Annotated in this window: 20 protein-coding genes; 8 read left to right on the forward strand and 12 right to left on the reverse strand. The window is 74.4% G+C overall.

Features of this window, described 5'->3' with window-relative positions:
• Positions 1-111 precede the first annotated feature (111 nt).
• Both LPC08_RS06810 and LPC08_RS06815 read left to right on the forward strand, forming a co-directional pair.
• Entirely contained in the window at positions 112-1,695 is a 1,584-nt protein-coding gene (locus tag LPC08_RS06810; RefSeq protein WP_230451957.1) for an ABC transporter substrate-binding protein, read from the forward strand.
• 57 nt (positions 1,696-1,752) lie between these two features.
• Positions 1,753-4,293: a PAS domain-containing protein gene (locus LPC08_RS06815; protein ID WP_230451958.1), complete on the forward strand. Its 2,541-nt coding sequence runs from the start codon at positions 1,753-1,755 to the stop codon at positions 4,291-4,293.
• Positions 4,294-4,348: 55 nt separating this feature from the next.
• Here LPC08_RS06815 and LPC08_RS06820 read toward each other — a convergent pair whose 3' ends face one another.
• A complete protein-coding gene (locus LPC08_RS06820; RefSeq protein WP_230451959.1) occupies positions 4,349-5,038 on the reverse strand; it encodes a YqgE/AlgH family protein in 690 nt (229 codons plus the stop codon).
• Between the two features lie 197 nt (positions 5,039-5,235).
• Between LPC08_RS06820 and LPC08_RS06825 the strand changes: the two genes are divergently transcribed.
• Together LPC08_RS06825 and LPC08_RS06830 are read left to right on the forward strand one after the other, a co-directional pair.
• Positions 5,236-5,718, forward strand: a complete 483-nt coding sequence (locus LPC08_RS06825; protein WP_230451960.1) for a peroxiredoxin — start codon at positions 5,236-5,238, stop codon at positions 5,716-5,718.
• Between the two features lie 10 nt (positions 5,719-5,728).
• Complete coding sequence (locus LPC08_RS06830; protein ID WP_230451961.1) at positions 5,729-6,061, forward strand: hypothetical protein; 333 nt, start codon at positions 5,729-5,731, stop codon at positions 6,059-6,061.
• Between the two features lie 18 nt (positions 6,062-6,079).
• On the opposite strand, the gene LPC08_RS06835 is transcribed toward LPC08_RS06830, so the two are convergent.
• A complete protein-coding gene (locus LPC08_RS06835; protein ID WP_230453002.1) occupies positions 6,080-7,765 on the reverse strand; it encodes an electron transfer flavoprotein-ubiquinone oxidoreductase in 1,686 nt (561 codons plus the stop codon).
• A 103-nt stretch (positions 7,766-7,868) separates the two neighbouring features.
• On the opposite strand from LPC08_RS06835, the gene LPC08_RS06840 reads away from it, so the two are divergent.
• On the forward strand, positions 7,869-8,735 hold the full coding sequence (locus LPC08_RS06840; protein WP_230451962.1) for a uracil-DNA glycosylase: 867 nt from the start codon (positions 7,869-7,871) through the stop codon (positions 8,733-8,735).
• Positions 8,736-8,838: 103 nt separating this feature from the next.
• The gene (locus LPC08_RS06845) at positions 8,839-10,962 is read left to right on the forward strand and encodes a lytic transglycosylase domain-containing protein (RefSeq protein WP_230451963.1); all 2,124 of its coding nucleotides are present in this window, start codon (positions 8,839-8,841) and stop codon (positions 10,960-10,962) included.
• Between the two features lie 352 nt (positions 10,963-11,314).
• Here the strand turns inward: LPC08_RS06845 and LPC08_RS06850 are convergent, their stop codons facing one another.
• Complete coding sequence (locus tag LPC08_RS06850) at positions 11,315-11,938, reverse strand: YidB family protein (protein WP_441295832.1); 624 nt, start codon at positions 11,936-11,938, stop codon at positions 11,315-11,317.
• A 35-nt stretch (positions 11,939-11,973) separates the two neighbouring features.
• On the opposite strand from LPC08_RS06850, the gene LPC08_RS06855 reads away from it, so the two are divergent.
• Entirely contained in the window at positions 11,974-13,029 is a 1,056-nt protein-coding gene (locus LPC08_RS06855) for an alcohol dehydrogenase (protein ID WP_230451965.1), read from the forward strand.
• Positions 13,030-13,102: 73 nt separating this feature from the next.
• Positions 13,103-14,509 carry a cytochrome P450 gene (locus LPC08_RS06860; RefSeq protein ID WP_230451966.1) on the forward strand — a complete coding sequence of 469 codons (1,407 nt, stop codon included), beginning with the start codon at positions 13,103-13,105 and terminating at the stop codon, positions 14,507-14,509.
• On the opposite strand, the gene LPC08_RS06865 is transcribed toward LPC08_RS06860, so the two are convergent.
• The 9 genes from LPC08_RS06865 to LPC08_RS06905 form a co-directional block, all read right to left on the reverse strand.
• Positions 14,488-14,805 (reverse strand): cupin domain-containing protein, encoded by a 318-nt coding sequence (locus LPC08_RS06865; RefSeq protein ID WP_255702334.1) that lies wholly within the window; start codon positions 14,803-14,805, stop codon positions 14,488-14,490. The genes LPC08_RS06860 and LPC08_RS06865 overlap by 22 nt on opposite strands.
• A gap of 21 nt (positions 14,806-14,826) precedes the next feature.
• A complete protein-coding gene (locus LPC08_RS06870; RefSeq protein WP_230451968.1) occupies positions 14,827-14,979 on the reverse strand; it encodes a cupin domain-containing protein in 153 nt (50 codons plus the stop codon).
• Between the two features lie 12 nt (positions 14,980-14,991).
• A complete protein-coding gene (locus LPC08_RS06875; protein WP_230451969.1) occupies positions 14,992-15,696 on the reverse strand; it encodes a CHAP domain-containing protein in 705 nt (234 codons plus the stop codon).
• Between the two features lie 288 nt (positions 15,697-15,984).
• A complete protein-coding gene (locus LPC08_RS06880; RefSeq protein ID WP_230451970.1) occupies positions 15,985-16,335 on the reverse strand; it encodes a RidA family protein in 351 nt (116 codons plus the stop codon).
• Positions 16,336-16,941: 606 nt separating this feature from the next.
• Positions 16,942-17,820, reverse strand: a complete 879-nt coding sequence (gene phhA / locus LPC08_RS06885; protein ID WP_230451971.1) for a phenylalanine 4-monooxygenase — start codon at positions 17,818-17,820, stop codon at positions 16,942-16,944.
• Between the two features lie 88 nt (positions 17,821-17,908).
• Positions 17,909-19,195, reverse strand: a complete 1,287-nt coding sequence (locus LPC08_RS06890) for an MFS transporter (protein ID WP_230451972.1) — start codon at positions 19,193-19,195, stop codon at positions 17,909-17,911.
• 8 nt (positions 19,196-19,203) lie between these two features.
• Positions 19,204-19,611, reverse strand: a complete 408-nt coding sequence (locus LPC08_RS06895; protein WP_230451973.1) for a hypothetical protein — start codon at positions 19,609-19,611, stop codon at positions 19,204-19,206.
• Positions 19,608-20,111 (reverse strand): hypothetical protein, encoded by a 504-nt coding sequence (locus tag LPC08_RS06900; protein WP_230451974.1) that lies wholly within the window; start codon positions 20,109-20,111, stop codon positions 19,608-19,610. The genes LPC08_RS06895 and LPC08_RS06900 overlap by 4 nt, the downstream gene beginning before the upstream one ends.
• Positions 20,112-20,157: 46 nt before the next feature.
• Entirely contained in the window at positions 20,158-21,792 is a 1,635-nt protein-coding gene (locus tag LPC08_RS06905; protein ID WP_230451975.1) for an NTP transferase domain-containing protein, read from the reverse strand.
• Between the last annotated feature and the right edge of the window lie 4 nt (positions 21,793-21,796).

Consider the following 21,796-nt stretch of genomic DNA (forward strand, 5'->3'; position numbering starts at 1 on the left):
GCGGTGCGACGCCTCCCGGCGCCGTGGCCGGCCGGCGCGGGCGTGCCGCGCGCCCGCTGGCCGGCGCCCACCCTCCGCGCCGGTTGCCCCGGACGCGCGGAGGCTTCCGGAATGCTCCATCGCCGCACCCTGCTGACGGCCGCTGCCGCGGCGCCGCTGCTGGCGCGTCCCGCGCTGGCCCAGCCCGCCGTGGCGCCGGCCGCCCGCGCCCGGACGCTGCGCTTCGTGCCGCAGGCGGCGCTGACCGTGCTGGACCCGATCTTCCTCCAGGCAACGATCACCACGACGCACGGCTTCTGCGTCTTCGACACGCTCTACGCCACCGACACGACGCTCGCCCTGCACCCGCAGATGGCCGAGGGGCACAGCGTCTCGGATGACGGCCTCACCTGGACCGTCCGCCTGCGCGAGGGGCTGAAGTTCCACGACGGCGAGCCGGTGCGCGCCACGGACTGCATCGCCTCGCTGGAGCGCTGGGCCTCGCGCGACCTGTTCGGCCAGATCCTGCGCAAGGTGGTGGGGGAGTGGCGCGCGACCGACGACCGGACCTTCACGGTGCGGCTGACGCGGCCCTTCCCGGCCTTCCTCTACGCGCTGGGCAAGCCCGCCTCGGTGCCCTGCTTCATCATGCCGGAGCGCCTCGCCCGCACCCCGGGCAACCAGCCGATCACCGAGATCACCGGCTCCGGCCCCTGGCGCTTCCTGGCCGACGAGTTCGTCTCCGGCAGCCGCGTCGCCTATGCGCGCAACGACGCCTACGTGCCGCGCGAGGAGCCGGCGAACGGCGCCTCCGGCGGCAAGCGGGTGCATTTCGACCGGCTGGAGTGGCACATCATCCCCGATGGCGCGACGGCGGCGGCGGCGCTGCGCACGGGCGAGGTGGACTGGGTGGAGTACCCGCTGCCCGACCTGGTTCCCCAGATGCAGCGCGACCCACACCTGCGGACCCAGGTCTACGACCCGACCGGCTTCCTCGGCGTGCTGCGGCCCAACCACCTGCACCCGCCCTTCGACCGGGTGGAGGTGCGGCGCGCGCTGCGCGACATGGTCAGCCAGCCGGACCACATGGCCAGCGTGGCCCAGCCGAACGACTGGCAGGAATGCCACGCCATGTTCCCCTGTACCCTGGCCGGGGTGGAGAACCGCCCGGCCGCGCCGCGCGACCTCGACCGCGCCCGGGCGATCGTGAAGGAGGCCGGGCAGGCGGGGGCGAAGGTGGTGATCCTCAACCCCTCCGACTTCGCCGCCATCGCACCGCAGGGGCGGCTCGCCGCCGACCTGCTCACGCGCATGGGGCTCAACGTTGATCTGGTGGAGACGGACTGGGCGACGGTGCTCCAGCGCCGCACCAACCGCGACACGGTGGAGAAGGGGGGCTGGAGCCTGCTGCCCACCAACTTCCCCGCCGGCTCGGTCGCGAATCCGGCGGTGAACTACGGCGTGCGCGGCGACGGCGCCTCCGCCTGGTTCGGCTGGCCCACCGACCCGGTGGCGGAGGCGGCGATCCAGGACTGGCTCTACGCGCCCGATGCCGCCGCCCAGGCCGTTGCCTTCCGCGCGGTGCAGCAGGCGGCCTGGGACAGCGTGCCCTTCATCCCCACGGGGCTGTTCGTGTTGCAGACGGGCTTCCGCGCCGACCTCTCCGGCGTGCTCCAGGGGCCGAACCCCTATCTGTGGAATGTGAAGCGGGCCTGAGTGGCCGAGGCGCCCGGCGCCCTTGTCTCCCCCGCGGGGACGGGGCAAAGCCGCGGGGTGGCCTCGTCCCGTCGTCCCGCCGCGCCTGACCCGGATGCGCCGCCCGGCACCCCGGGCGGGGCGGCACCCGCCTGCGAGCCGACCTGGGACGAGCCGACCCGCCTCGCCACCCTGCGCAGCTACGGCATCCTCGACACGCCGCCAGAGCCCGGCTTCGACGAGCTGACGGCCCTGGCCGGGCGCCTTTGCCACGCCCCGATCGCCGTCGTCACGCTGGTGGACGAGGTGCGGCAGTGGTTCAAGTCGGAAATCGGCCTGGGCGTGCGCGAGACGGAACGGGGCGTCTCCATCTGCGCCCATGCGATGCTGCAGCGGGAGCTCTTCGTGGTGCCGGACACCACGCGCGATCCGCGCTTCGCCGGCAACCCGCTGGTCACCGACGCGCCGCACCTGCGCTTCTACGCCGGCGCGCCCCTCCATTCCGCGGACGGCCTGCCGCTCGGCAGCCTGTGCGTGCTGGACTACGTGCCGCGGCCGGATGGCCTGGCGCCGGATCAGGCCTCCGCCCTGCTCGCCCTGGCGCGCCAGGTGATGAACCAGCTCGAGCTGCGGCGGGCCCTGGCCCAGCGTGACGCGGCGCTGGCCGCGCGGCATGAGGTGGAGGAGCGGATGGAGCTCGCCCTCGATGCCGCCGACACCGTCGGAACCTATGAGATCGACCTGCCGGCCGGCCGCCTGCGCGCCGATGCGCGCTTCGCCCGCCTCTACGGCCTCACCGTCGCCGAGGCCGCCTCCGGCGTGCCGCTGGAGCGGGCGGCGGCAGCCATGCTGCCGGAGGACCGCGAGCGCGTGCTGGCCAGCCTGCGGACCGCCGTCGCCGGCTACGACACCACCATCTCCCACGAGTACCGGCTGCACTCGCGCGAGGGCGGGCCGCGCTGGGTCGCCACCCGCGGCCGCTTCCAGCGCGACGGCTCCGGCCAGGCCATCCGGCTGACCGGCGTCATCCTGGACGTCACCGAGCGCAAGCGGGTGGAGCAGGTGCTGCACGGGCTGCGCACCGGGCTGGAACGCACCGTGGCCGAGCGCACGGCCGAGCTGGCGCGGGAGCGGGCGCAGCTCGACGCGGTGCTGACGCACCTGCCGCTGGGCGTCCTCATCCTGGATGCCCCGGACGGGACGCTGCGCTCGGCCAACGCCATGGCGCGCACCATCCTGGGCTCGTCGGGGCCGTATCTCTTCCAGGGCGCGATCCACCCCGATGGCCGACCCTATGCGCGGGAGGAGTATCCGGGCGCGAAGGTGCTGCGCAGCGGCCAGGCGACGGGGCCGGAGGACATGCAGTACCGCCACCGCAACGGCGAGATTGCCTGGCTATCCATCCGCGCCGCGCCGGTCCGCGACGAGCTGGGCCAGCCGGTCGCGGTGGTGGTGCTGATCGACGACATCACGCGCCAGCGCCAGACGGAGGAGGCGCTGCGCCAGTCGCAGAAGATGGAGGCGGTGGGCCAGCTCACCGGCGGCATCGCGCACGACTTCAACAACCTGCTGACCGGCATCGTCGGCAGCCTGGAGCTGCTGCGCAACCGCATCGCCGGCGGCCGCCCGGAGGGGCTGGAGCGCTACATCGGGGCGGCCATCGCCTCCTCCCACCGCGCGGCGGCGCTGACCCATCGCCTGCTGGCCTTCGCCCGCCGGCAGCCGCTCGACCCCCGGCCGGTGGACGTGAACCGGCTGGTCGCCTCGATGGAGGATCTGCTCCGCCGCAGCCTGGGCGAGGCCATCCAGCTCGAGATCCGCGCCTGGCCGGGACTGTGGTCCACGCTTTGCGACGCGAACCAGCTGGAGAACACCCTGCTCAACTTGGTCATCAACGCCCGCGACGCGATGCCGGGCGGCGGGCGCGTGGTGATCGAGACCCGCAACGATCCCGCGGGGCCGGCGGCGGAGGCGGACGGCGTGCTGCTGCGCGTGGTCGACAACGGGACGGGCATGACCCCCGAGGTGATGCGCCGCGCCTTCGATCCCTTCTTCACCACCAAGCCCATCGGCCAGGGCACCGGGCTGGGGCTGTCGATGATCTACGGCTTCGTGCGCCAGTCCGGCGGGCAGGTCGGCATCGAGAGCCGGGTGGGGCAGGGCACCGCCCTTTCCATCCGCCTGCCACGGCACAGCGGCGCCGCGGAGGCGGAGCGGCTCTCCGCCGCCTCCCTCGTCGCACCGGACCCGGGCGCCGGGGAGACGGTGCTGGTGGTGGAGGACGAGGACACCGTCCGGCAGGTCGTCATCGAGGTGCTGCGGGAGCTCGGCTACCGCGCGCTGGAGGCGCCGGACGGCCCGCATGGCCTCGCCCTGATGCAGTCGGTCGGGCGGATCGACCTGCTCGTCACCGATGTCGGCCTGCCGGGCGGGATGAACGGCCGGCAGCTGGCGGAGGCGGCGCGGGCCCTTCGGCCGGAGCTGAAGGTGCTGTTCATCACCGGCTATGCCGATGATGCCTTCGGCCCGGAAGGGCTGGCCCCGGGCATGCAGATGCTCACCAAGCCCTTCACCCTGGACGCGCTGGCGGCCCGGTTGCGGGAGATGGTGTGCGGCTGAGCACGCGCCGCGCCGGCAGGGTCCGCCCCGCCCGGGGGCCGGCCGGGGCGCCGGTTCAGGCGCGGCCGGCCGTGCCGACCAGCAGCAGCGGGTCCACCCTCAGCTTGGCCAGGGCCCGGCGCCACTTCGCGTCGTTCTCCTCCTCCTCGAACAGGAGGGCTTCGTCGGGCGAGACGTTGAGCCAGGCATTGCCATGGATCTCGTGCTCCAGCTGCCCGGGGCCCCAGCCGGCATAGCCCAGGGCCAGCAGCCCGCGCCGGGGTCCGCCGCCGGTCGCGATCGCCTTCAGGATGTCCACGCTGGCGGTCAGCGCCAGGGAGGGATCGACCGTCAGGCTGCCCTCGCTGGACCAGTCGGAGGTATGCAGCACGAAGCCGCGCCCGCCCTCCACCGGGCCGCCCGCATGCAGCGCGATCCGCCGCGCCGGCGGCACCGGCGCCACGTCGAGCTGCTTGAGCAGGTCGTCGAAGGAGAGGTTCTCGATCGGCTTGTTCAGCACGATTCCCATCGCCCCGTCGGGCGAATGCGCGCAGACGCAGATCACGCTGCGGGCGAAGCGAGGGTCCTGCATCGACGGCATGGCGATCAGGATCTGCCCGGCGAGGTAGCCGCCCTGGTCCGTCGCGCCGATCGTGGAGGTCGGCCGCCGCCCGCGCGTGCCGCCACGGCGGGAGGGTCGCCGGTGATCGGAATCCTTCTCCTCCGGCAGGGAGGGATCGGGGTCGTCTTGCGGTCGCCGAGCCATGGTCCCCCGAATGTGGCGGCCTCGCACGCGCCTCGCAAGCACCGCCCGCATGCCTTTGCTGCGGACGCGAAAAGTGAGGCGCCGTCACGTCCCGCAACATTGACACGGCCCGGCCGCGGGCTGAGATGCGCGGAGAGGCCCGGCCGGCACCGTTCCGCCGGAGCCCGCCGTGCCGCCCATGCCCGAGGAGCTTCGCCTTGACGATCCAGCCCGGAGACCGCTTCCCCGCGGTCAAGATCATGCAGGCCACCGCCGAGGGCCCGCGCGAGGTGGACACGGGGACCCTCTTCGCCAGCGGCACCTCCGTCCTCTTCGGCGTTCCCGGGGCCTTCACCCCCACCTGCTCCGCCCGGCACCTGCCCGGCTATGTGGAGAAGGCGGCGGAGCTGAGGGCGAAAGGCGTGGACCGGGTCGCCTGCGTCGCCGTGAACGACGCCTTCGTGATGGCGGCCTGGGGCAAGGACCAGGGCATCACCGACCAGGTGGCGATGCTGGCCGACGGGTCCGGCGCGCTCACCAAGGCCCTGGGGCTGGAGCTGGACCTGACCGCGCGCGGCCTCGGCGTGCGCTCGCAGCGCTTCGCCATGGTCATCAAGGACGGCGTCGTCGCCCGTATCGCCGTGGAGGCGCCGGGCGCCTTCGAGGTCAGCGGCGTCGACGCCGTCCTGGCCTCGCTGTAAGGGCCCGCGCGTGAAGCGCCGCGCCGGCCTGCCCCGGCCGAACATCCCGCTGATGTCCATGCCCAACCCGCTGACGGAGGCGACGCGCTGGGGCCTCTTCGCCTGGCAGACCGGGCTGGTCTTCACCATGCGCAGCGCACAGCTGATGACCCGGCCGGGCACCGCCGCGGCGACGCTGGCCGACATGGCGATGGAGAAGCAGCTCGCCTTCACCCAGGGCTTCGTCGATGCCGGGCAGGCGGCGCTGCGCGGCGAGCACATCCAGGCCGTGACCGAGGCCGCAGTGGCCCCGGCGCGCAAGCGCGTGGCCGCCAATGCGCGGGCGCTGCGGCGGGGCAAGTAGCCCCGCCGCGCGTCGCCCTCACATGCCGCCGATGTAGTTGGGTCCGCCGCCGCCCTCGGGGGTGTGCCAGTCGATGTTCTGGCTGGGGTCCTTGATGTCGCAGGTCTTGCAGTGGACGCAGTTCTGCGCGTTGATCACCAGGCGCGCGGCGGCGTCGCCGGCCTCGACCTCGGCACTCTGCCCGCCCGGCGCCTCCAGCGCCTGGGCGTCAGGCTCGCCCTTCAGCACGCGCTCCGCCTCCGGCCCCACCGCCTCGTAGACGGCGGCCGGGCAGTAGCGGCTCTCGGGGCTGCGGAAGCGGTCCCAGTTCACCGGCTTCCAGCGCGCCGGGTCCTTCAGCACCAGATGGACCGGCTGGTCCTCCTCGTGGTTGGTGTTGGACAGGAACACGCTGGACAGCCGGTCGAAGCTCAGCACCCCGTCGGGCTTCGGATAGGCGATGCGCGGGCTCTGCGCCGCGTCGCGCAGCGTCTCGTGGTCCGCGTGGTGCTTCATCGTCCAGGGCGCGCGGCCCTTCAGGACGTAGGTGTCCAGCGCCGCATGGGCCATGCCGCCCCAGAAGCCCAGCCTGGCGAAGCCCGGGCGGATGTTGCGCACGCCCTTCAGCTCCTCGGCCACCCAGGAGGACTGGATCGACCGCGGATAGGCGTCCAGCACCGCGCGCCGGTCGCCGGCCAGGGCCTCGGCCGCGGCTTCGGCCGCCAGCATGCCCGTCTTCATGGCCAGGTGCGTGCCCTTGATCTTGGGCACGTTCAGGAACCCCGCCCCGTCGCCGATCAGCACGCCGCCGGGGAAGGCGAGGCGGGGGATGGACTGCCAGCCGCCCTCGTTCAGGGCGCGGGCGCCGTAGGCGATGCGCTTGCCCCCCTCCAGCATCCTCCGCACCTCGGGGTGGGTCTTGAAGCGCTGGAACTCGTCGAAGGGGGAGAGCCAGGGGTTGGGATAGTCCAGCCCCACCACGAAGCCGGTGGAGACCAGGTTCTCGCCCAGCATGTACAGCCACGACCCGCCATAGGTGTCGCGCGGCAGCGGCCAGCCGACGGAGTGCCACACCAGCCCGGGCGTGTGCCGCTCCTTCGGGATCTCCCACAGCTCCTTCATGCCCAGCGCATAGGTCTGCGGCCACGCGTCGCGGCGCAGGTCGAACCCGGCTTCCAGCCGCTTGGTCAGCGAGCCGCGGCAGCCCTCCGCGAAGAGGGTGTAGGTGGCGCGCAGCTCCATCCCCGGCTGGAAGTTCGGCCCCTCCTCGCCGTCGCGGGTGATGCCCATCACCCCGGCGACCACGCCCCGGACCTGCCCGTCCTCGAGGATGGTCTCGGAAGCCGCGAAGCCCGGATAGACCTCCACCCCCAGCGCCTCGGCCTTCGCGCCCAGCCAGCGGCAGACATTGCCCAGGCTGACGATCCAGTTGCCGTGGTTGTGCATCTGCGGCGGCGTGGGCAGCCTGAACGCCCGCCTCTCGGTCAGCAGCATGAAGCGGTCCTCGCCGGCCGGGGTGGCGAGCGCCGGCGGGTCGTCGCGCCAGTCGGGGAACAGCTCGTCCAGCGCCCGCGGCTCCAGCACCGCGCCGGAGAGGATATGGGCGCCGATCTCGCTGCCCTTCTCCACCAGGCAGACGCTCAGCCCCGGCGAGACCTGCTTCAGCCGGATCGCAGCGGCCAGCCCCGCAGGGCCACCCCCCACCACCAGCACGTCGAATTCCATCGCCTCCCGGTCGGACAAAGCGCTTCCCCCATTCCCCGGCCACCCGCCGGATGTAGCACCCGCCCGGTTGCACGGAACCCCGGCCGGGCCTGATATCCGCCGCATGGATATGACGGAGGCCGACGCCCTGCGCGCGGCGCTCGCCCTGCAGATCGCCTGGGGCGCCGACGAGGCGCTGGAGGACGCGCCGCTCGACCGCGCCCGCCCGCGCCCGGCCGCGGCGCCGCTGGCCGCCGCTACGCCGTCGGTCGCCGTCCCGCCGGAGGCCGCGGCGCCGCCCGCCCGCCGCCCGCCGGCTGCCCCCCCGGCGCGGCCGCTCCGTGCCGCGCTGGACCCGGGGGCCGTGCTGGCCCCGGCGGCGCTGCGTGCGGCCGACCTCGCCGCCGCGGCCGACAGCCTGGAGGCGCTGAAGGCGGCGATGCAACGGTTCGAGGCCGCGCTGCGCGACACCGCCACGAACATCGTCTTCTCGGACGGCGTGGCGGAATCCGGGCTGATGATGATCGGCGAGGCCCCCGGCGCCGACGAGGACCGGCTGGGCAAGCCCTTCGTCGGCGTCTCGGGCAGGCTGCTGGACCGGATGGTGGCGAGCATCGGGCTGAGCCGGGAGCGGGATTTCTACCTGACCAACATCCTGTGCTGGCGCCCGCCCGGGAACCGGACCCCGACCGACGCGGAAGTGTCGCTCTTCCTCCCCTTCGCCCGTCGCCACATCGCCCTGGCCCGGCCCCGGCTCGTCGTGCTGCTCGGGGGGACGGCGGCGAAGGCGCTGCTGGGGGCCAAGGAGGGGATCACGCGGCTGCGGGGCCGCTGGCACATGCTGGAGGTCGAGGGGCTGGGCCGCGTCCCCGCCCTGCCGGCGCTGCACCCCGCCTACCTCCTGCGCCAGCCGGCCGCGAAGCGCGAGGCGTGGCAGGACCTGATCCTGCTGCGGCGCCGCCTGGATGCCGGGCGCGACGGGGGCGGCTGAGCGGGGCAGGGGCCCGCCAGACCGGGAAAATCCCGTGGCGTGAGATTCGTCTCGTCCTTGGGGGTTGCGTCACCGGGGCCGCCCCCGCTACGCCCACGGCGCCATGGGAGCCCAGAACACGAACGCCGTCGCGAGACGACCTTTCACCCTGTCCCTTCATCACCGCCGTACCGCCCGCGTCGCCACCGTCATGCTGGCCTCGCTGCTCGGCAGCACCCTGCCGAGGACCGGTACCGCCCAGACCCTTCCGCACACCCCGCTGGACCTGTCCGTCACCCAGCAGCCTGCCGTCCCGTCCCGGGGAAACACGCTGACGCGCAGCGCCAGCATCCGCATCCTGCCCGCCACGGACCGGCGCGGCAGCTGGGCCGCCACGCCACGCCGGCAGGTCGCGAGCCTCGCCGAAGCCGCCCGTTCCGCGCGCCCCCAGCCCGCGCCGCAGGTGGTCCTCGCCTCCTCCAGCCGGGCGGCGCGGGCGAACCCGCTGGGACGCTCCGTGCGGCTCAGCGAGATCGCCGTCGCCCCCGCCCTCCGCCCCGGCCAGGTGGCCGGGCTGCCGCAGCCGCTCGCCCCCTCCGACGCCACCCGTCTGCGGCGGGCCTTCGAGTTGCAGAAGGGCGGCGACATCGCCGGTGCCGACCGCGAGATCTCCCTGCTGGAGGATCGCCGACTGGTCGGCCACCTGCTGGCCGAGCGCTGGCTGGCGAAGCGGACGGAGCCGAGCCCGGCCCAGCTCCAGTCCTGGCTGGCCGCCAACGCCGACCATCCGGACGCCCCGGCGATCTACGCCCTGCTGGCCGAGCGCAGCCCGCGCGGGGCCAGCCTGCCGCCGGCCCCGTCGGATGCCACCCTGGCCGCCACCACGGACATCGTGCCGGAGGAAAGCACCCCCGCCTCGCGGGCGGTCGTGCGGAACCAGACCCTGGACCGCTCCGTCCGCGACCGGGCCCAGTCGGGCGATGCCACCGCGGCGCTGCGCCTGATCAACGGCACGCGCGGCATGACTCCGGCCTATGCCGCCCTGCTCAAGGGCGAGGTGGCGCAGGCCCTGTTCCAGCGCGGCGACGACACGGAAGCGTTCCGCGTCGCCGCCGAGGCGGTGCGCAACGCCCCCGGCCGGGCCCTGCCGGCCTTCGTCGCGGGCCTCGCCGCCTGGGGCCGCGGGCAGTTCGACATCGCCCGGCCCTATTTCGAAGCCGCCGCCCGGGCCGACGACGCCCCGGCCGTGCTGCGCGCCGCCGCCGCCTTCTGGACCGCCCGCGCGGCCGTCCGGGCCCGGCAGCCGCAGCTCTACGTCTCCTGGATGCTCCAGGCGGCGCAGGAGCCGCGGACCTTCTACGGGCTGGTGGCCCGCCGCGCGCTCGGCCTGCCGCCTGGCTTCGCCTGGGAGCGCGACTCGGCCGCGGAGATCGAGGCCGCCGCCCTGGCCGAGAATGCCGGCGGCTGGCGGGCGCTCGCCCTGCTCCAGGTCGGCCAGAAGGACCGGGCGGAGGCGGAGCTGCGCCGGCTCTGGCCCGCCGTGCAGGGCAACCCGATGCTCTCCCGCGCGACGCTGGCCGCCGCGACCCAGGCGGGGATGACGGAGTTCGCCGCCCAGCTCGCCGGGCTGGCCCAGACGGAGGATGGCCGCCCGCGCGACTTCACGCGCTTCCCCGTGCCCAAGCTGGAGCCCCTCAACGGCTACCGCGTCGATCCCGCGCTGATCTACGCCCTGGCCCGGCAGGAATCGAACTTCGACCCCCGGGCGGTGTCCGGGGCCGGGGCGCGCGGCCTGATGCAGGTGATGCCGGCCACCGCGGCCTTCGTCGCCAACGACTCCTCGCTGGGCGGGCCGCTGGGGGCGCAGCGCCTGCACGACCCCGCCTTCAGCCTGGAGATCGGACAGCGCTACCTCCACCACCTGGCGCAGCAGGAGCAGGTGAAGGGCGACCTCATCCGGGTGCTGGCCGGGTACAATGCCGGGCCCGGCAACCTGCAGCGCTGGCAGCCCTCCAACCAGCATCGCGACGACCCGTTCCTGTTCATCGAATCCATCCCGATCGATGAAACGCGGAACTTCGTGCAGCGCGTGCTGACCTATTCCTGGATCTACGCCAGCCGCCTCGGCCTGCCGTCGCCCAGCCTGGATGCGCTGGCGGCCGGGGCCTTTCCCCGCTTCACCAGCGCGGAGGAGGTGGCGCGCATGGTCCGCCAGCAGGGCGCGGTACGGAACGCCGCGGCCCACTGACGCCCCGGTCCACCGGACCGAGTGCGGGAAGCGTCGCGGCGCCCGTACAGCCGCACTGCGAAACCCGCCGGCCCGGACGGTCCTCCGCCGCGAGGAAGCGGGCGCGGAACTCGCGGAAGGCCGCGTCCAGGCCTGGGACGGCGACGGGAGCCGACTGGATCACGGGGCCAGCGCCCGCATCGCCATGGGCTGGCAGGGGCTGACGTCGGACTGGTGCCCGATGGCATGGACGCGGCCGCTGCGCCGCGTCTGCCCCTCGCGTTGGGCCGGGCGCTGCCTGAGGCCGCCCAGCCTGCGCCCGCGCGCCCGACCATCACCATCGGACATGGGCTGGCGCGGTTTGCGCACCGGCTCAGCGCTGCGTCCCACGCCCGCCCAGGAGGGAGCCGAGGATGTCCTGCAAGCTGCCCGTGCCGGAGGTCGGCGCCTGTCCGCCGCCGCCCCCCAGCTGGCCCAGGATACCCCCGAGGATGCCGCCGAGTCCGCCGGAGGAGCCCTGGCTCGGCAGCTCCTCGTCCCGTGTCGGGAGCTGCCCGCGCGGGGTGAGGGCGTTGATCAGCATCGGCAGCAGCGCCGCGAGGATGCCGGACATGCCCTGCTGCGGCACGCCGGTCGCCTGCGACATACGTCCGATCTCCTCGGCGCCCAGCGCACGCTCCAGATCCTGCGGGGCGACGTCCGCGTTCTCGCCCTCGCCGACCCAGGAATCCACCTGCGGTCCCAGCCCGCCCTGACGCAGCCGGTCGACCAGCGCCTGGAGCCCGGACGCCCCCTGCTGGCCGTTCATGAGCTGGTTCAGGATGCTGTCCAGCGGCGTCCCGCGCATGTCGTTCAGCGCGGCGCCGCCCAGTCGCGAAAGCATCTCGTTCATCGCCTGTCCTCCTGCTCGGCCTGCGGAGAACGCCGTCGGGCGGACGGGGTTGTCGTCCCGGCGCGACGCTGCCCGCTTGCCATGCCGGCCCGGGGCTGCTGCCATCCTGCGCCAATCGTCATCAGGGATGGAGCGCGAGGATGCGGGCCTGGGCCGTCGTGGAGAACGGGAAGCCGTTGCAGGAGATCGAGCTGCCCACCCCGGAGCCGGTGGGGAAGCAGGTGCTGCTGGAGGTGACGCATTGCGGCGTCTGCCATTCCGACCTGCACATCTGGGAGGGCGAGTACGACCTCGGCAGCCGCGGCAAGATGACCATGAAGGACCGCGGCCTGGTCCTGCCGCTGGCCATGGGGCATGAGATCGTCGGCAAGGTGCTGCGCTGGGGCCCCGAGGCGAAGGGGCTGACGGCGGGCCAGGCGAAGGTCGTCTACCCCTGGGTCGGCTGCGGCCATTGCGACCGCTGCCTCGCCGAGGAGGACCACATGTGCCTCCAGGGCAAGGCGCTGGGCATCTTCCAGAACGGCGGCTACGCGACGCACGTGCTGGTGCCGGAGCCGCGCCACCTCGTGGACCTGGACGGGATCGAGCCGGCCGTGGCCGCGACCTATGCCTGCTCCGGCATCACCGTCTATTCGGCGATCCGCAAGGTGATGCCGCTGCCCCCGGATACGCCCATCGTGCTGGTCGGGGCGGGCGGGCTGGGGCTGAACGCCATCGCCATGCTCCGGGCGCTGGGGCACCGGCGCATCGTCTCGGTCGACGTCTCCGCGGAGAAGCTCGCCACCGCCCGCGAGGCGGGCGCCACCGACACGGTGCAGGCGGGCGGCGAGGACACCACCGCGCGGATCGTCGAGACCTGCGGCGGCCCGGTGCGCGCCGTGATCGACCTGGTCAACGGCACCGCCACGGCGCGCTTCGCCTTCGATGCGCTGGTGAAGGGCGGGACGCTGGTGCAGGTCGGCCTGTTCGGCGGCGAGCTGGCGGTGCCGTTGCCGCTGATGGCGATGCGCGCCCTGTCGCTGCGCGGTTCCTATGTCGGCTCTCCGGGCGACCTGCGCGCGGTGGTCGGGCTGGCGAAGGAGGGGCGGCTGTCGCCGCTGCCCGTCTCCACCATGCCGATGGAGCAGGCGGACGCCGCCCTGAACCGGCTGCGCGAGGGCCGCGTCACCGGCCGCGTCGTGCTGTCCGCCGCGTGACCCGCGGCGCCGCCCAGGCTACCCCCTGGGCCACCCTATGGGCCACCCTCTGGGCCGGCCGTTGCGCCACGCGGTGAGCGCGCCCGTCCCGGCGGGCGCCGCGCCGTCCCCCCAGGGGGCGGCGGGGGCTTTCACCCCGCCGCGGCCCGAGCCGCCAGAAAGCGCGCCCGGGCTGCTGCGCGGCCTGCTGGCCTATCGCGGCGACATCCTGCGCGCCCTGCCGCGGCTGGCCTACCGGCGGCAGGTCATGTCCGTGCGGCTGCTCCGCCGCCGCGTCGTCATCGTCAACGATCCGGAGGTCGTGCGGGAGGTCTTCGTCGCCCGCGCCGAAGCCTACAACCGCAAGAGCCACTTCAAGGAGCAGGCGCTGCGGCCGGTGATCGGCGAGAGCCTCTTCGCCAACCACGGGACCCTCTGGGCGCGCCGCCGGCCGGCGGTGGCGCGGCTGCTGCACCCCGGCGGCGTGGCGCGCTTCCAGCCGCATTTCGTCGAGGCGGGGCACTGGCTGGACGGGCGCTGGGCGGGGGCGCCGGACAGGGTAGTGGACGTGGCGCCGGACCTCGCGGCGGCGACGCTGCGGGTGATGCTGCGGGCCACCTTCGGGCCTGCCGTCCCGGAGGAGGAGGCCGAGGGCATCGCCGCAGCCTTCGCCACCTACCAGGCGCGGGTGAACGTGATTGACCTGCCGCACCTGCTGGGGCTGCCGGGGCCGCTCGCCGGCCGGCAGGGCGTGGCCGCGCGCGCGGCGGCGGCCACCATCCGCCGGCGCATCGGCGCGCTGCTGGGCATGGCCGTGCCGCCGGATGGCCTGCTCGCCGGGATGCGGGAGGCCAGGGGCGAGGACGGCACGCCGCTGCTCGATGCGGCGGGGCTGCTGGACGAGGTGGCGATGCTGCTCCTGGCGGGCAGCGAGACGGCGGCCAATGCCCTCGCCTGGACGCTCTACCTGCTGGCCGCCGACCCCGCCGCGGCGGCGAGGGTCCGGGAGGAGGCGATGGCCGTCCTGGGCGCCGCCGAGCCGCAGGCGGCGCGGCTGCCCCAGCTCACCGAGGCCAGGGCGGTGCTGCAGGAGGCGATGCGCCTCTACCCGCCGGTCGCCGTGCTGGCGCGGCAGGCGGCGCGGGCCGACGTGATCCGGCGCTGGCCGCTGCGGGCGGGCGACACGCTGCTCTGCATCCCCTGGCTGCTGCACCGGCACGAGGAGATCTGGGAGCAGCCGCACGCCTTCCGGCCGGAGCGGTTTCGCCCCGAGAACGCGAAGCGCATCCCGCGCTTCGCCTACCTGCCCTTCGGGGTGGGGCCGCGGGTCTGCGCCGGGGCGGCCTTCGGCCTGGCGGAGATGACGACGCTGCTGGCCATGCTGATCCGCCGCTTCGACCTCGCGCCCGGCCCCGGCGCGCCGCCGCTGCCGCGCTTCCGCCTGACGCTGCGGCCGGAGGGGGGGATGCGGCTGCGGCTTCAGCCGCGGCCGGTGGGGTAGGGGCCGCCCGTCACGGGGCAGCAGGGCGGGTCGGGCACCTCCGCCACCCGCCGCGCGGCCGGCTCCAGTGCCTCGCCGTCGCGGCCGAGATCGACCTCGCCCGTGCCGTCCGGATAGGCGCCGACGATCAGCAGGTCGGCGCTGGCGCCGCGGTTGCGATGGCCCGTGCCGGCCGGCAGCACCACGGCATCGCCGGCCGCCAGCGTGACCACCGGCCCGTCATCGCCGCCCAGCTGCACCCTGACATGGCCGCGCACCACCCAGAGCGCCTCGTGCGCCTGGGAATGCCAGTGCAGGAAGGGATAGACCCCGTTGCGCTAGGCGGGCGGCCACCGATGGGCGGCGAAGCGGGCCTCGGCGGTCTCGGGGGTCGGGTCGGGCAGGGCGCCACGATACAGCAGCGCCGGCAGGCGGGGGTTGTTCGGCGCCCCCGCGCCGCGACCGAAGCGGAGAAGCTCCGGCGTGCTCACCGGAGCCCCGGCTCAGCGGTCCAGGTTGCGGACGGTCAGGTCCAGCGAGCGCGGGATGGCCGGGGCTTCCGCCACCTCCTGGTAGCGCGGGGCGCTCGGCTGGGTGGAGGTGTAGCGCAGGGTGGCGCCGCCGGTCGGGCGATTGTGGATGAAGCCATAGGTCGGGTAGGCGCGGCCATAGGTGTCGTCGCTGCGGCCCACCTGGACGCGCACCGCCGTCCAGTCGTTGTTGGCCGAGACGTCGACGACGGAGACGCCGCGCATCGGCGTGCCCTTGCGGATGCCCGGACCCTCCCAGTTGGAGTGCTGGACCGTGATCTCGCGGGAATTGACGATCCGCTCGACCACCGCGACATGGCCCGAACGCATGCCGCCGGAGGCGCGGAAGGCGAGCACCGAGCCGGGCTCCGGGCGCTGGCCGCGCTCGTAGCGGCCGGCGGCGTTCCCCCACCAGGCCCAGCCGTTGCCGGAGATGTCCATGCCCGTGACCATCCGGGCATAGGGCACGCAGGAGATGCTGCCCGAGTAGAGGGCGCTGCGCATCGCGGCCTGGCCGTTCTGGCGGGAGCGCGAGGCCTGGCGGTTGATCGCGACCCGCGGGCCGCGCTGGGTGGAGACATGGGCGGCGGCGGGGCGGCTCTGCTTGGATGCCTGACGCTGCTGCGCGGCCTCCGCGCCACCGGCCGGAAGCAGCAGGCCGCCCAATAGGACGGCCATGGTGATGGCAGACGCCTGGATCCGCATGAACCCCAACCCCCCTCCGGGACCAACTGCCGGGGTGCCCCCCGGCGCCCCGTCCCGCGGCCGCGCCGTGGTATGAAGCGGGTACCGGCGGGTTTCATGCTCGCCAAGCCGTGAACGCGAAACATGGCGTAAAGCGACGTGATTCATTCGTTCGGGGGTATTCACGCCGCCGCGATCAAGACCGTTTTCCTAGGCTTTCGGGTCGCGGACCGGATAGGCACACTGTGGCGGCGCCGCCGCCACAGCGTTGAGGGGCCGGAATCAGCGGCAGGCGCTGACCATGATCTCCACCAGCAGGCGGGGATCGGCCATGTTGGCCTCGACGCAGGCGCGGCAGGGGGCGCCACCCTGGGGCAGCCACTCGGTCCACACCTTGTTCATCGCGTCGCGGTCGCGGATGTCCTTCAGCCAGATCTGGGCCGTCAGCAGGCGGGTCTTGTCCGTGCCCAGCTCCTCCAGGGCCGCGTCGATCTTGGCCAGGACCTGCTTCGTCTGGCCGGTCACGTCCTGCGAGGTATCGTCGGCGGTGAGGCCGGCGGTGAAGACGAAGCCATGGTACTCCACCGCGGTGGAAAGGATGGGGTTCGTGCCGTGGCGGGTGATCTTGCTCATCGCGGGGTCCTTCTTCCTGCGCCGAACGGGGCGCGCGGCTTCTAGGACGGATCGCCCCGCGGGGGAATCTGCCCGCCTCGTCATTTCCGCCTCTCACCGTAGGAAAGCCCGGTTACGTTTTGTTATAGGAACGAAATCCGCCTTCCGCTGCTACGCGCAGAAGGTGGGGCGCCGGCCGTTCCGGGCCTCATACAGACGGCGGGATGTCCCTTGATCCGTGCCGGCGTGGTGCCCATGGCCCGGGGGCAAGGCTCCGCCTCGCCCCCGTACCCCCACTCCGCCAGGACCCTGCGGGCCCTGGACCCGATCAGCGCTGCCGCGAGGCTACCTGCGACGGGGCCGAGGCGCCGAGGAGCCATGCTCCTCGGCGGGCACGGCCGCAGCACTCACTGACGCCTTCAAAGCTATTCCAGAGTCCCGCGTGTCCGCGTTCCATCAGGGTTCAGCCCGGAGGCTGACACCCACCACGGAGCACCAGACTCCCAGCGGGGACCGGGGCCCGCTTGTGGCCCCGGCAGGGGAGGGTCCGTGGAGGGGACGGCGTCCCCTCCCGGTCCGCCGCAGGACCACCACAGCACGACGGGTCAGGTTATCCCGCCGTCGCTATCAGCCGGCCGGTCGCCTGGCGGCATGATACGCCCCTGTGCCACGGGCAACGAAGATGTCCTCCGGCAGGATCTCGCCTGGCTCGATCGTGGGCAGGGCCAGGACCCGCTCATAGAGCGGGGCGAAGTCGATGCGCGCCAGCTCCAGCAGCGCGTCGAAGCCGGGGATGACGAAGTAGGTCTCCTGGAAGTCGTCGATGCGGTAGCGGGTCCGCAGCACCCGCTCCAGCGCGAAGCGAAGCCGATGCGGCGAGTCGTCGGTCAGCGCGAAGATCGTCTCCGCGCGGGAGGAGGCGATGCCGGCGCCGTAGAGGCGCAGCCCCTCCGGTCCCTCCACCAATCCGAACTCCACCGTGTACCAGTAGACGCGGGCGAGGTTCTCCAGGGCGCCTAGCCGCCGCGCCCGCAGCCCCCCGGCTCCGTAGGCCTGCATGTAGTCGGCGAAGGCGGGGTGCATCAGCATCGGCACGTGGCCGTAGACGTCGTGGAAGACGTCCGGCTCCTCCAGGTAGTCCAGCTCCTCCGGCCGGCGGATGAAGCGCCCGGCGGGGAAGCGGCGGTGGGCCAGGTGGTCGAAGAACACCTCGTCCGGCACCAGCCCCGGCACCGCGACCACCTGCCAGCCGGTCCGCCGCGTCAGAACCTCGCTCAGCCGGCGGAAGTCGGGGATGCCGCCGGACCCCAGGTCCAGGAGGCGCAGCCCCTGGAGGAACTCGTCGCAGGCGCGTCCGGGCAGCAACCCGCCCTGCCGCTCGGCCAGGGTGCGCCAGACGCCGTGCTCCTCCGGCGTGTAGCTCTCCCAGCCCTGGTCCACGGTCCAGTCCGCGCGTCCGGGCCGGGCCGCATCGCCGGCCGCCGCGCCATGCTTCGCAGCGTCCATGGGGTTCCTCCGCCATCGGGCCCGGGGCTGCGGCCCCGCTCCACGCGGTTGACGCGCGGCGGGGCCAAAGGCTGCACGGCGGGCGCGGTCAGGCGCGCCGTGGGTCGGTGCGCGGGGCGTCGGCCGGCGGCGCCTCCAGGCTCGCCTCCATGACGCGCAGCCGGGACCAGCCCCAGGCGGCGGTGGCGAAGCCCAGCAGCGTCGCCGCCAGGGTCGGCAGTCGCAGCCCGAAGGTCTCGGCGCTGATGCCCAGGATGAGCGCCCCCGCGGCCGGGAAGGCCCGGGTGGTCAGGCCCCAGAGCGCGATGGAGCGGCCGCGCATCGCCGGGTCGGCGGCATGGTGGATCAGGGTCTGGGCGGCGATGCCGTGCATCGAGGCCCCCGCCCCCATCAGCAGGGTGCAGAGCACGGCGAAGGGGAACCAGGAGGTCGCCACGAACAGCCCGGTCACCAGCGCCTGCCCCGCCACGGCCAGCACGGCCAGCCGCACCGTCCCGGCGAGCCGGTCGCGCCCGGCGATGACGAGGCCCGAGAGCAGGGCACCGATGCCGATCGCGGCGGTCAGCAGGGCCAGGGATTCGGCACCGCGCCCGAACAGCCGCTCCACATACGGCGGCAGCACCTCCTGCACGCCGCGCAGGGTCAGGCAGGTCGCGGCGCTGAAGGCGAAGATGGGGCCCAGCCCGGGATGGCGCATGATATAGGCGAGGCCCGCGACCGTCTCCGTCCAGACGCTGCCGGTGGTGGAATGGCCGCGGCGCTCGGATTCCGCCACGCGCAGCAGCGGCATGGTCGCCGTGGCGAGGATGAAGGCGAGGGCGTTGAGCCCCACCGTCACCACCACCCCGGCGGTGGCCACCAGCACGCCGGCGAACCCCGGCCCCAGGAAGCGGGCGACGTTGAAGACCAGGCTGTTGACCGCGACCGCCGCCGGCAGGTCCTCGCGCCGGACCAGGCCGGGGATGATCGCCTGCCGCGCCGGCTGGGCGAAGGAGGAGATGGCGCCGCCGAGGAGGCTCAGGCCGATGAGCAGGACGATGTCCATCATGCCGAAGGCGGTGAGCCCGGCCACCGCCAGGGCCTGCAACGCGGTCAGCCCCTGGGTCACCGTGGTCAGCCGGATCCGGTCGAAGCGGTCCGCCAGGGCGCCCGCCACCGGGCTGCACAGGACGGCGGGGGCGAGGTCGCTGAAGGCGACCATGCCGACCCAGAAGGGGCTGCGCGTCATCTCCCAGGCCAGCCAGGCCACGGCGATGCGCTGCATCCACATCCCCGTCCAGGAGAGCAGGCTCAGGCTGAAATAGAGCCGGGCATTGCCGGTGGCGAAGGCGCGCCCCAGCGCGCTGCCGCCGAGTCGCCGTAGGAGTCCGGGCAAGGGCGGGGTCAGCCCCCGCCCCGGGCCCCCCTGCTGCGGCGGCCGGTCGCGGGGGCGGCGGGGGCCGCGGGCGCGGCGACGGGCGCGGCGGTGGGGAGGCTGTCCGCCGCGGGGGCCGCCTCGCCGGAATTGGACCGCACGCACTCCGCCGCGATCCGGTCGCGCTCGAAGGTCGCGCCGAGCCGGTCGCTCTCCGCCCGCGAGGAGAGGTTGCCGGAGACGCCCATGCGCGCATCCATGTCGTCGTTGCGCATGGTCTGGCCGCGGTCGCGGAACAGGACCACTCGCTCCGCCTCCCGGCGGCAGGCGGCGGTCAGGGCGTTCTGCCGCGCCTGTTCGGCGGTGAGCGGCGCCGTAGGCTGGGCGGCGCAGCCGCCGAGCAGCGGGAGGAGGACGAGGGCGGCGGTTCGTTTCATGCGCATGCTCCGGCGGGCAGCCGCGAGAGGCGGCGTCGGAGGCTGGTTTCGTCCAGTCGGGCGGCCCGGTCCAGGGGGAGATCGGCCGCGGCGGCGAGAAGGGAAGGGTGCAGCAGCGTCCCGCCCGCACCGATGTCGAACAGGCCGCGCAGCCAGGGCATCCGGCCCATGGCATCGAGCAGCGCGAGCAGCCGCAGCAGCACGGCGAGGCCAGGCAGGGTGGAGAGGTCCACCACCCCGTCGATCGCCTCCGCCCAGCAGCGGGCATCCGGATCGGCGAGGCGCAGCTCCACCGCCGCCCCGCCCGGCCCGGCGCCCGGCAGGGCGAAGCGGAGCGCCCGCTCCGGGCCGCGCAACCGGGCATGGGCCGCCGCGCGCGCCGTGTCCCAGGCGGCGAGCAGCGCGCGGGGCGGGACGGGGGGCATGGCCTCGGGAGGAATGGGCACGGCGTAGGCCAGCTCGCCGCCCGGCCCGCAGGCCACGCCGATGGAGGGTGTCACCCCGGCAAGATGGGGACCGGCCGCCGGAGGCGGAAGGGGCGCGGCGTCAGGCCCCGGCCGCCTCCGCCAGGGCCTGCAGCGATTCGGCGGTGTCGAAGTCGCGCAGCACGGAGTCGTCCGCGACCTCCACCCGGGCCACCCGCGCCGCATGCCGCTCCAGCAGCCGCTTCGCGCCGGCATCCCCGCTCAGCGCCCGCATCTCCGGCAGGAACTCCCGCGACCAGAGCACGGGGTTGCCCGGCCGGCCGGCATGCACCGGCTGCACGATGGCGCGCCCCGCCACCGGGTCGAAGCCCTCGATCAGCCGGTCCAGCACCGCCCCGCTCACCAGCGGCATGTCACCCAGCAGGACCAGCACCCCCTCCGCCTCCTCCGGGACGGCGGCGAGCCCGGCGCGCAGCGAGGCGGACAGCCCCTCGGCATGGCCGGGCGCATGCGCCAGGCGCAGCGGCCGGCCAGCCAGGGCCTGCTCCACCGCCTCGTGCTGGTGGCCGGTGACGACGATCACCGGCTCCGCCGCACTGGCCAGGGCATGGTCCGCCACCCGCGCCACCATCGGCACGCCCGCCGCATCCGGCACCAGCAGCTTGTTGCGCGGGCCCATCCGGCGCGACAGGCCGGCGGCCAGGATCACCGCCGCCACGCGCCGTGTCCCGCGGGACCGGGCGGCGGTCTCGCGGGGAAGGGGGCGGCTCTCGATCTCCATCAGCAGCCCGCCCGCGCCCATGCCCATGATGTCGCGGCGGGTCACGGGGATGCGGGCGGCGAGGCGCTGCAGCACCCAGTCGAAGCCGTTCAGCTTGGGGCTGCGGGCGCAGCCGGGCAGGACGAGGGCGGGCACCTCGCCGATCCGGCCGAGGCAGAGCAGGTTCCCGGGATCGACCGGCATGCCGAAATGCTCGATCTCCCCGCCCGCCGCGACGATCCCGGCCGGCCCCACGTCGCGCCGGTCCACCACGGCCGAGGCGCCGGCCACCAGCAGCAGCTCCGCCCCCGCCGCGCGCAGCCGTCCCAGCGCGGCGGCGATGGCGGCCGTCTCGTGCGGGACGTGCTCGGGCGGCAGCAGGGTTCCGCCCAGCGCGGCGATGCGGGCGCCGGTCACCTGGGCGGCGTTGTCGAAGATGGCCTGCTTCATCCCCGGGAGTTCGCTGATCACCAGCCCGGCCAGCAGCGGGCGGTAGGGGTGCAGGGCCAGGGCCTCGCCCCCGCGCGCCAGGGCCTCCGCCCGGTCCAGCACGGCGCCAGGGACGGCGAAGGGGATGACCTTGATGGTCGCCACCATCTCCTTCGGCGCCACCGAGGCGAAGGGCGGCAGGGTGGCGAGGGTCACGCTCTCATCCAGCGCGTTGATCGCGTCGACCAGCGCGGCATCCACCCCCAGCACCCCGGGGAGGGCGGCGAAGAGGTTCACCCGCCCCGTGGCGGCGCGGGAGCGGGTCAGGCCCCTGCCGGCCGAACCGCGCATCAGCGCGTCGGCCAGCCGGTCGGCGGCGGCGTCCTCCGCCACGTCGCCCGGCTCCAGGCGGGCGGCGATCACCGTCCCGTGCCCGGCGGCCCGCAGGGAGGCCACGGCGGCGGCATCCAGCACCGTGCCCTTCTTCAGCACCCGGTCGGGCAGGCGCAGCGTGTGCGCCAGCACGGCGCGTTCCGCCTCCGCCAGCGGGGTGGGGCCGAAGATCATGCCC

Source organism: Roseomonas sp. OT10 (genome assembly GCF_020991085.1).
GTDB lineage: Bacteria > Pseudomonadota > Alphaproteobacteria > Acetobacterales > Acetobacteraceae > Roseomonas > Roseomonas cutis.

Coding starts and splice junctions, on each gene's coding strand:
- LPC08_RS06810 (WP_230451957.1), top strand. CDS start 112: ATGCTCCATCGCCGCACCCTGCTGACGGCCGCTGCCGCGGCGCCGCTG.
- LPC08_RS06820 (WP_230451959.1), bottom strand. CDS start 5,038: ATGGCTCGGCGACCGCAAGACGACCCCGATCCCTCCCTGCCGGAGGAG.
- LPC08_RS06835 (WP_230453002.1), bottom strand. CDS start 7,765: ATGGAATTCGACGTGCTGGTGGTGGGGGGTGGCCCTGCGGGGCTGGCC.
- LPC08_RS06840 (WP_230451962.1), top strand. CDS start 7,869: ATGGATATGACGGAGGCCGACGCCCTGCGCGCGGCGCTCGCCCTGCAG.
- LPC08_RS06845 (WP_230451963.1), top strand. CDS start 8,839: ATGGGAGCCCAGAACACGAACGCCGTCGCGAGACGACCTTTCACCCTG.
- LPC08_RS06850 (WP_441295832.1), bottom strand. CDS start 11,938: ATGGCAGCAGCCCCGGGCCGGCATGGCAAGCGGGCAGCGTCGCGCCGG.
- LPC08_RS06855 (WP_230451965.1), top strand. CDS start 11,974: ATGCGGGCCTGGGCCGTCGTGGAGAACGGGAAGCCGTTGCAGGAGATC.
- LPC08_RS06875 (WP_230451969.1), bottom strand. CDS start 15,696: ATGGCCGTCCTATTGGGCGGCCTGCTGCTTCCGGCCGGTGGCGCGGAG.
- LPC08_RS06880 (WP_230451970.1), bottom strand. CDS start 16,335: ATGAGCAAGATCACCCGCCACGGCACGAACCCCATCCTTTCCACCGCG.
- phhA (WP_230451971.1), bottom strand. CDS start 17,820: ATGGACGCTGCGAAGCATGGCGCGGCGGCCGGCGATGCGGCCCGGCCC.
- LPC08_RS06895 (WP_230451973.1), bottom strand. CDS start 19,611: ATGAAACGAACCGCCGCCCTCGTCCTCCTCCCGCTGCTCGGCGGCTGC.
- LPC08_RS06905 (WP_230451975.1), bottom strand. CDS start 21,792: ATGATCTTCGGCCCCACCCCGCTGGCGGAGGCGGAACGCGCCGTGCTG.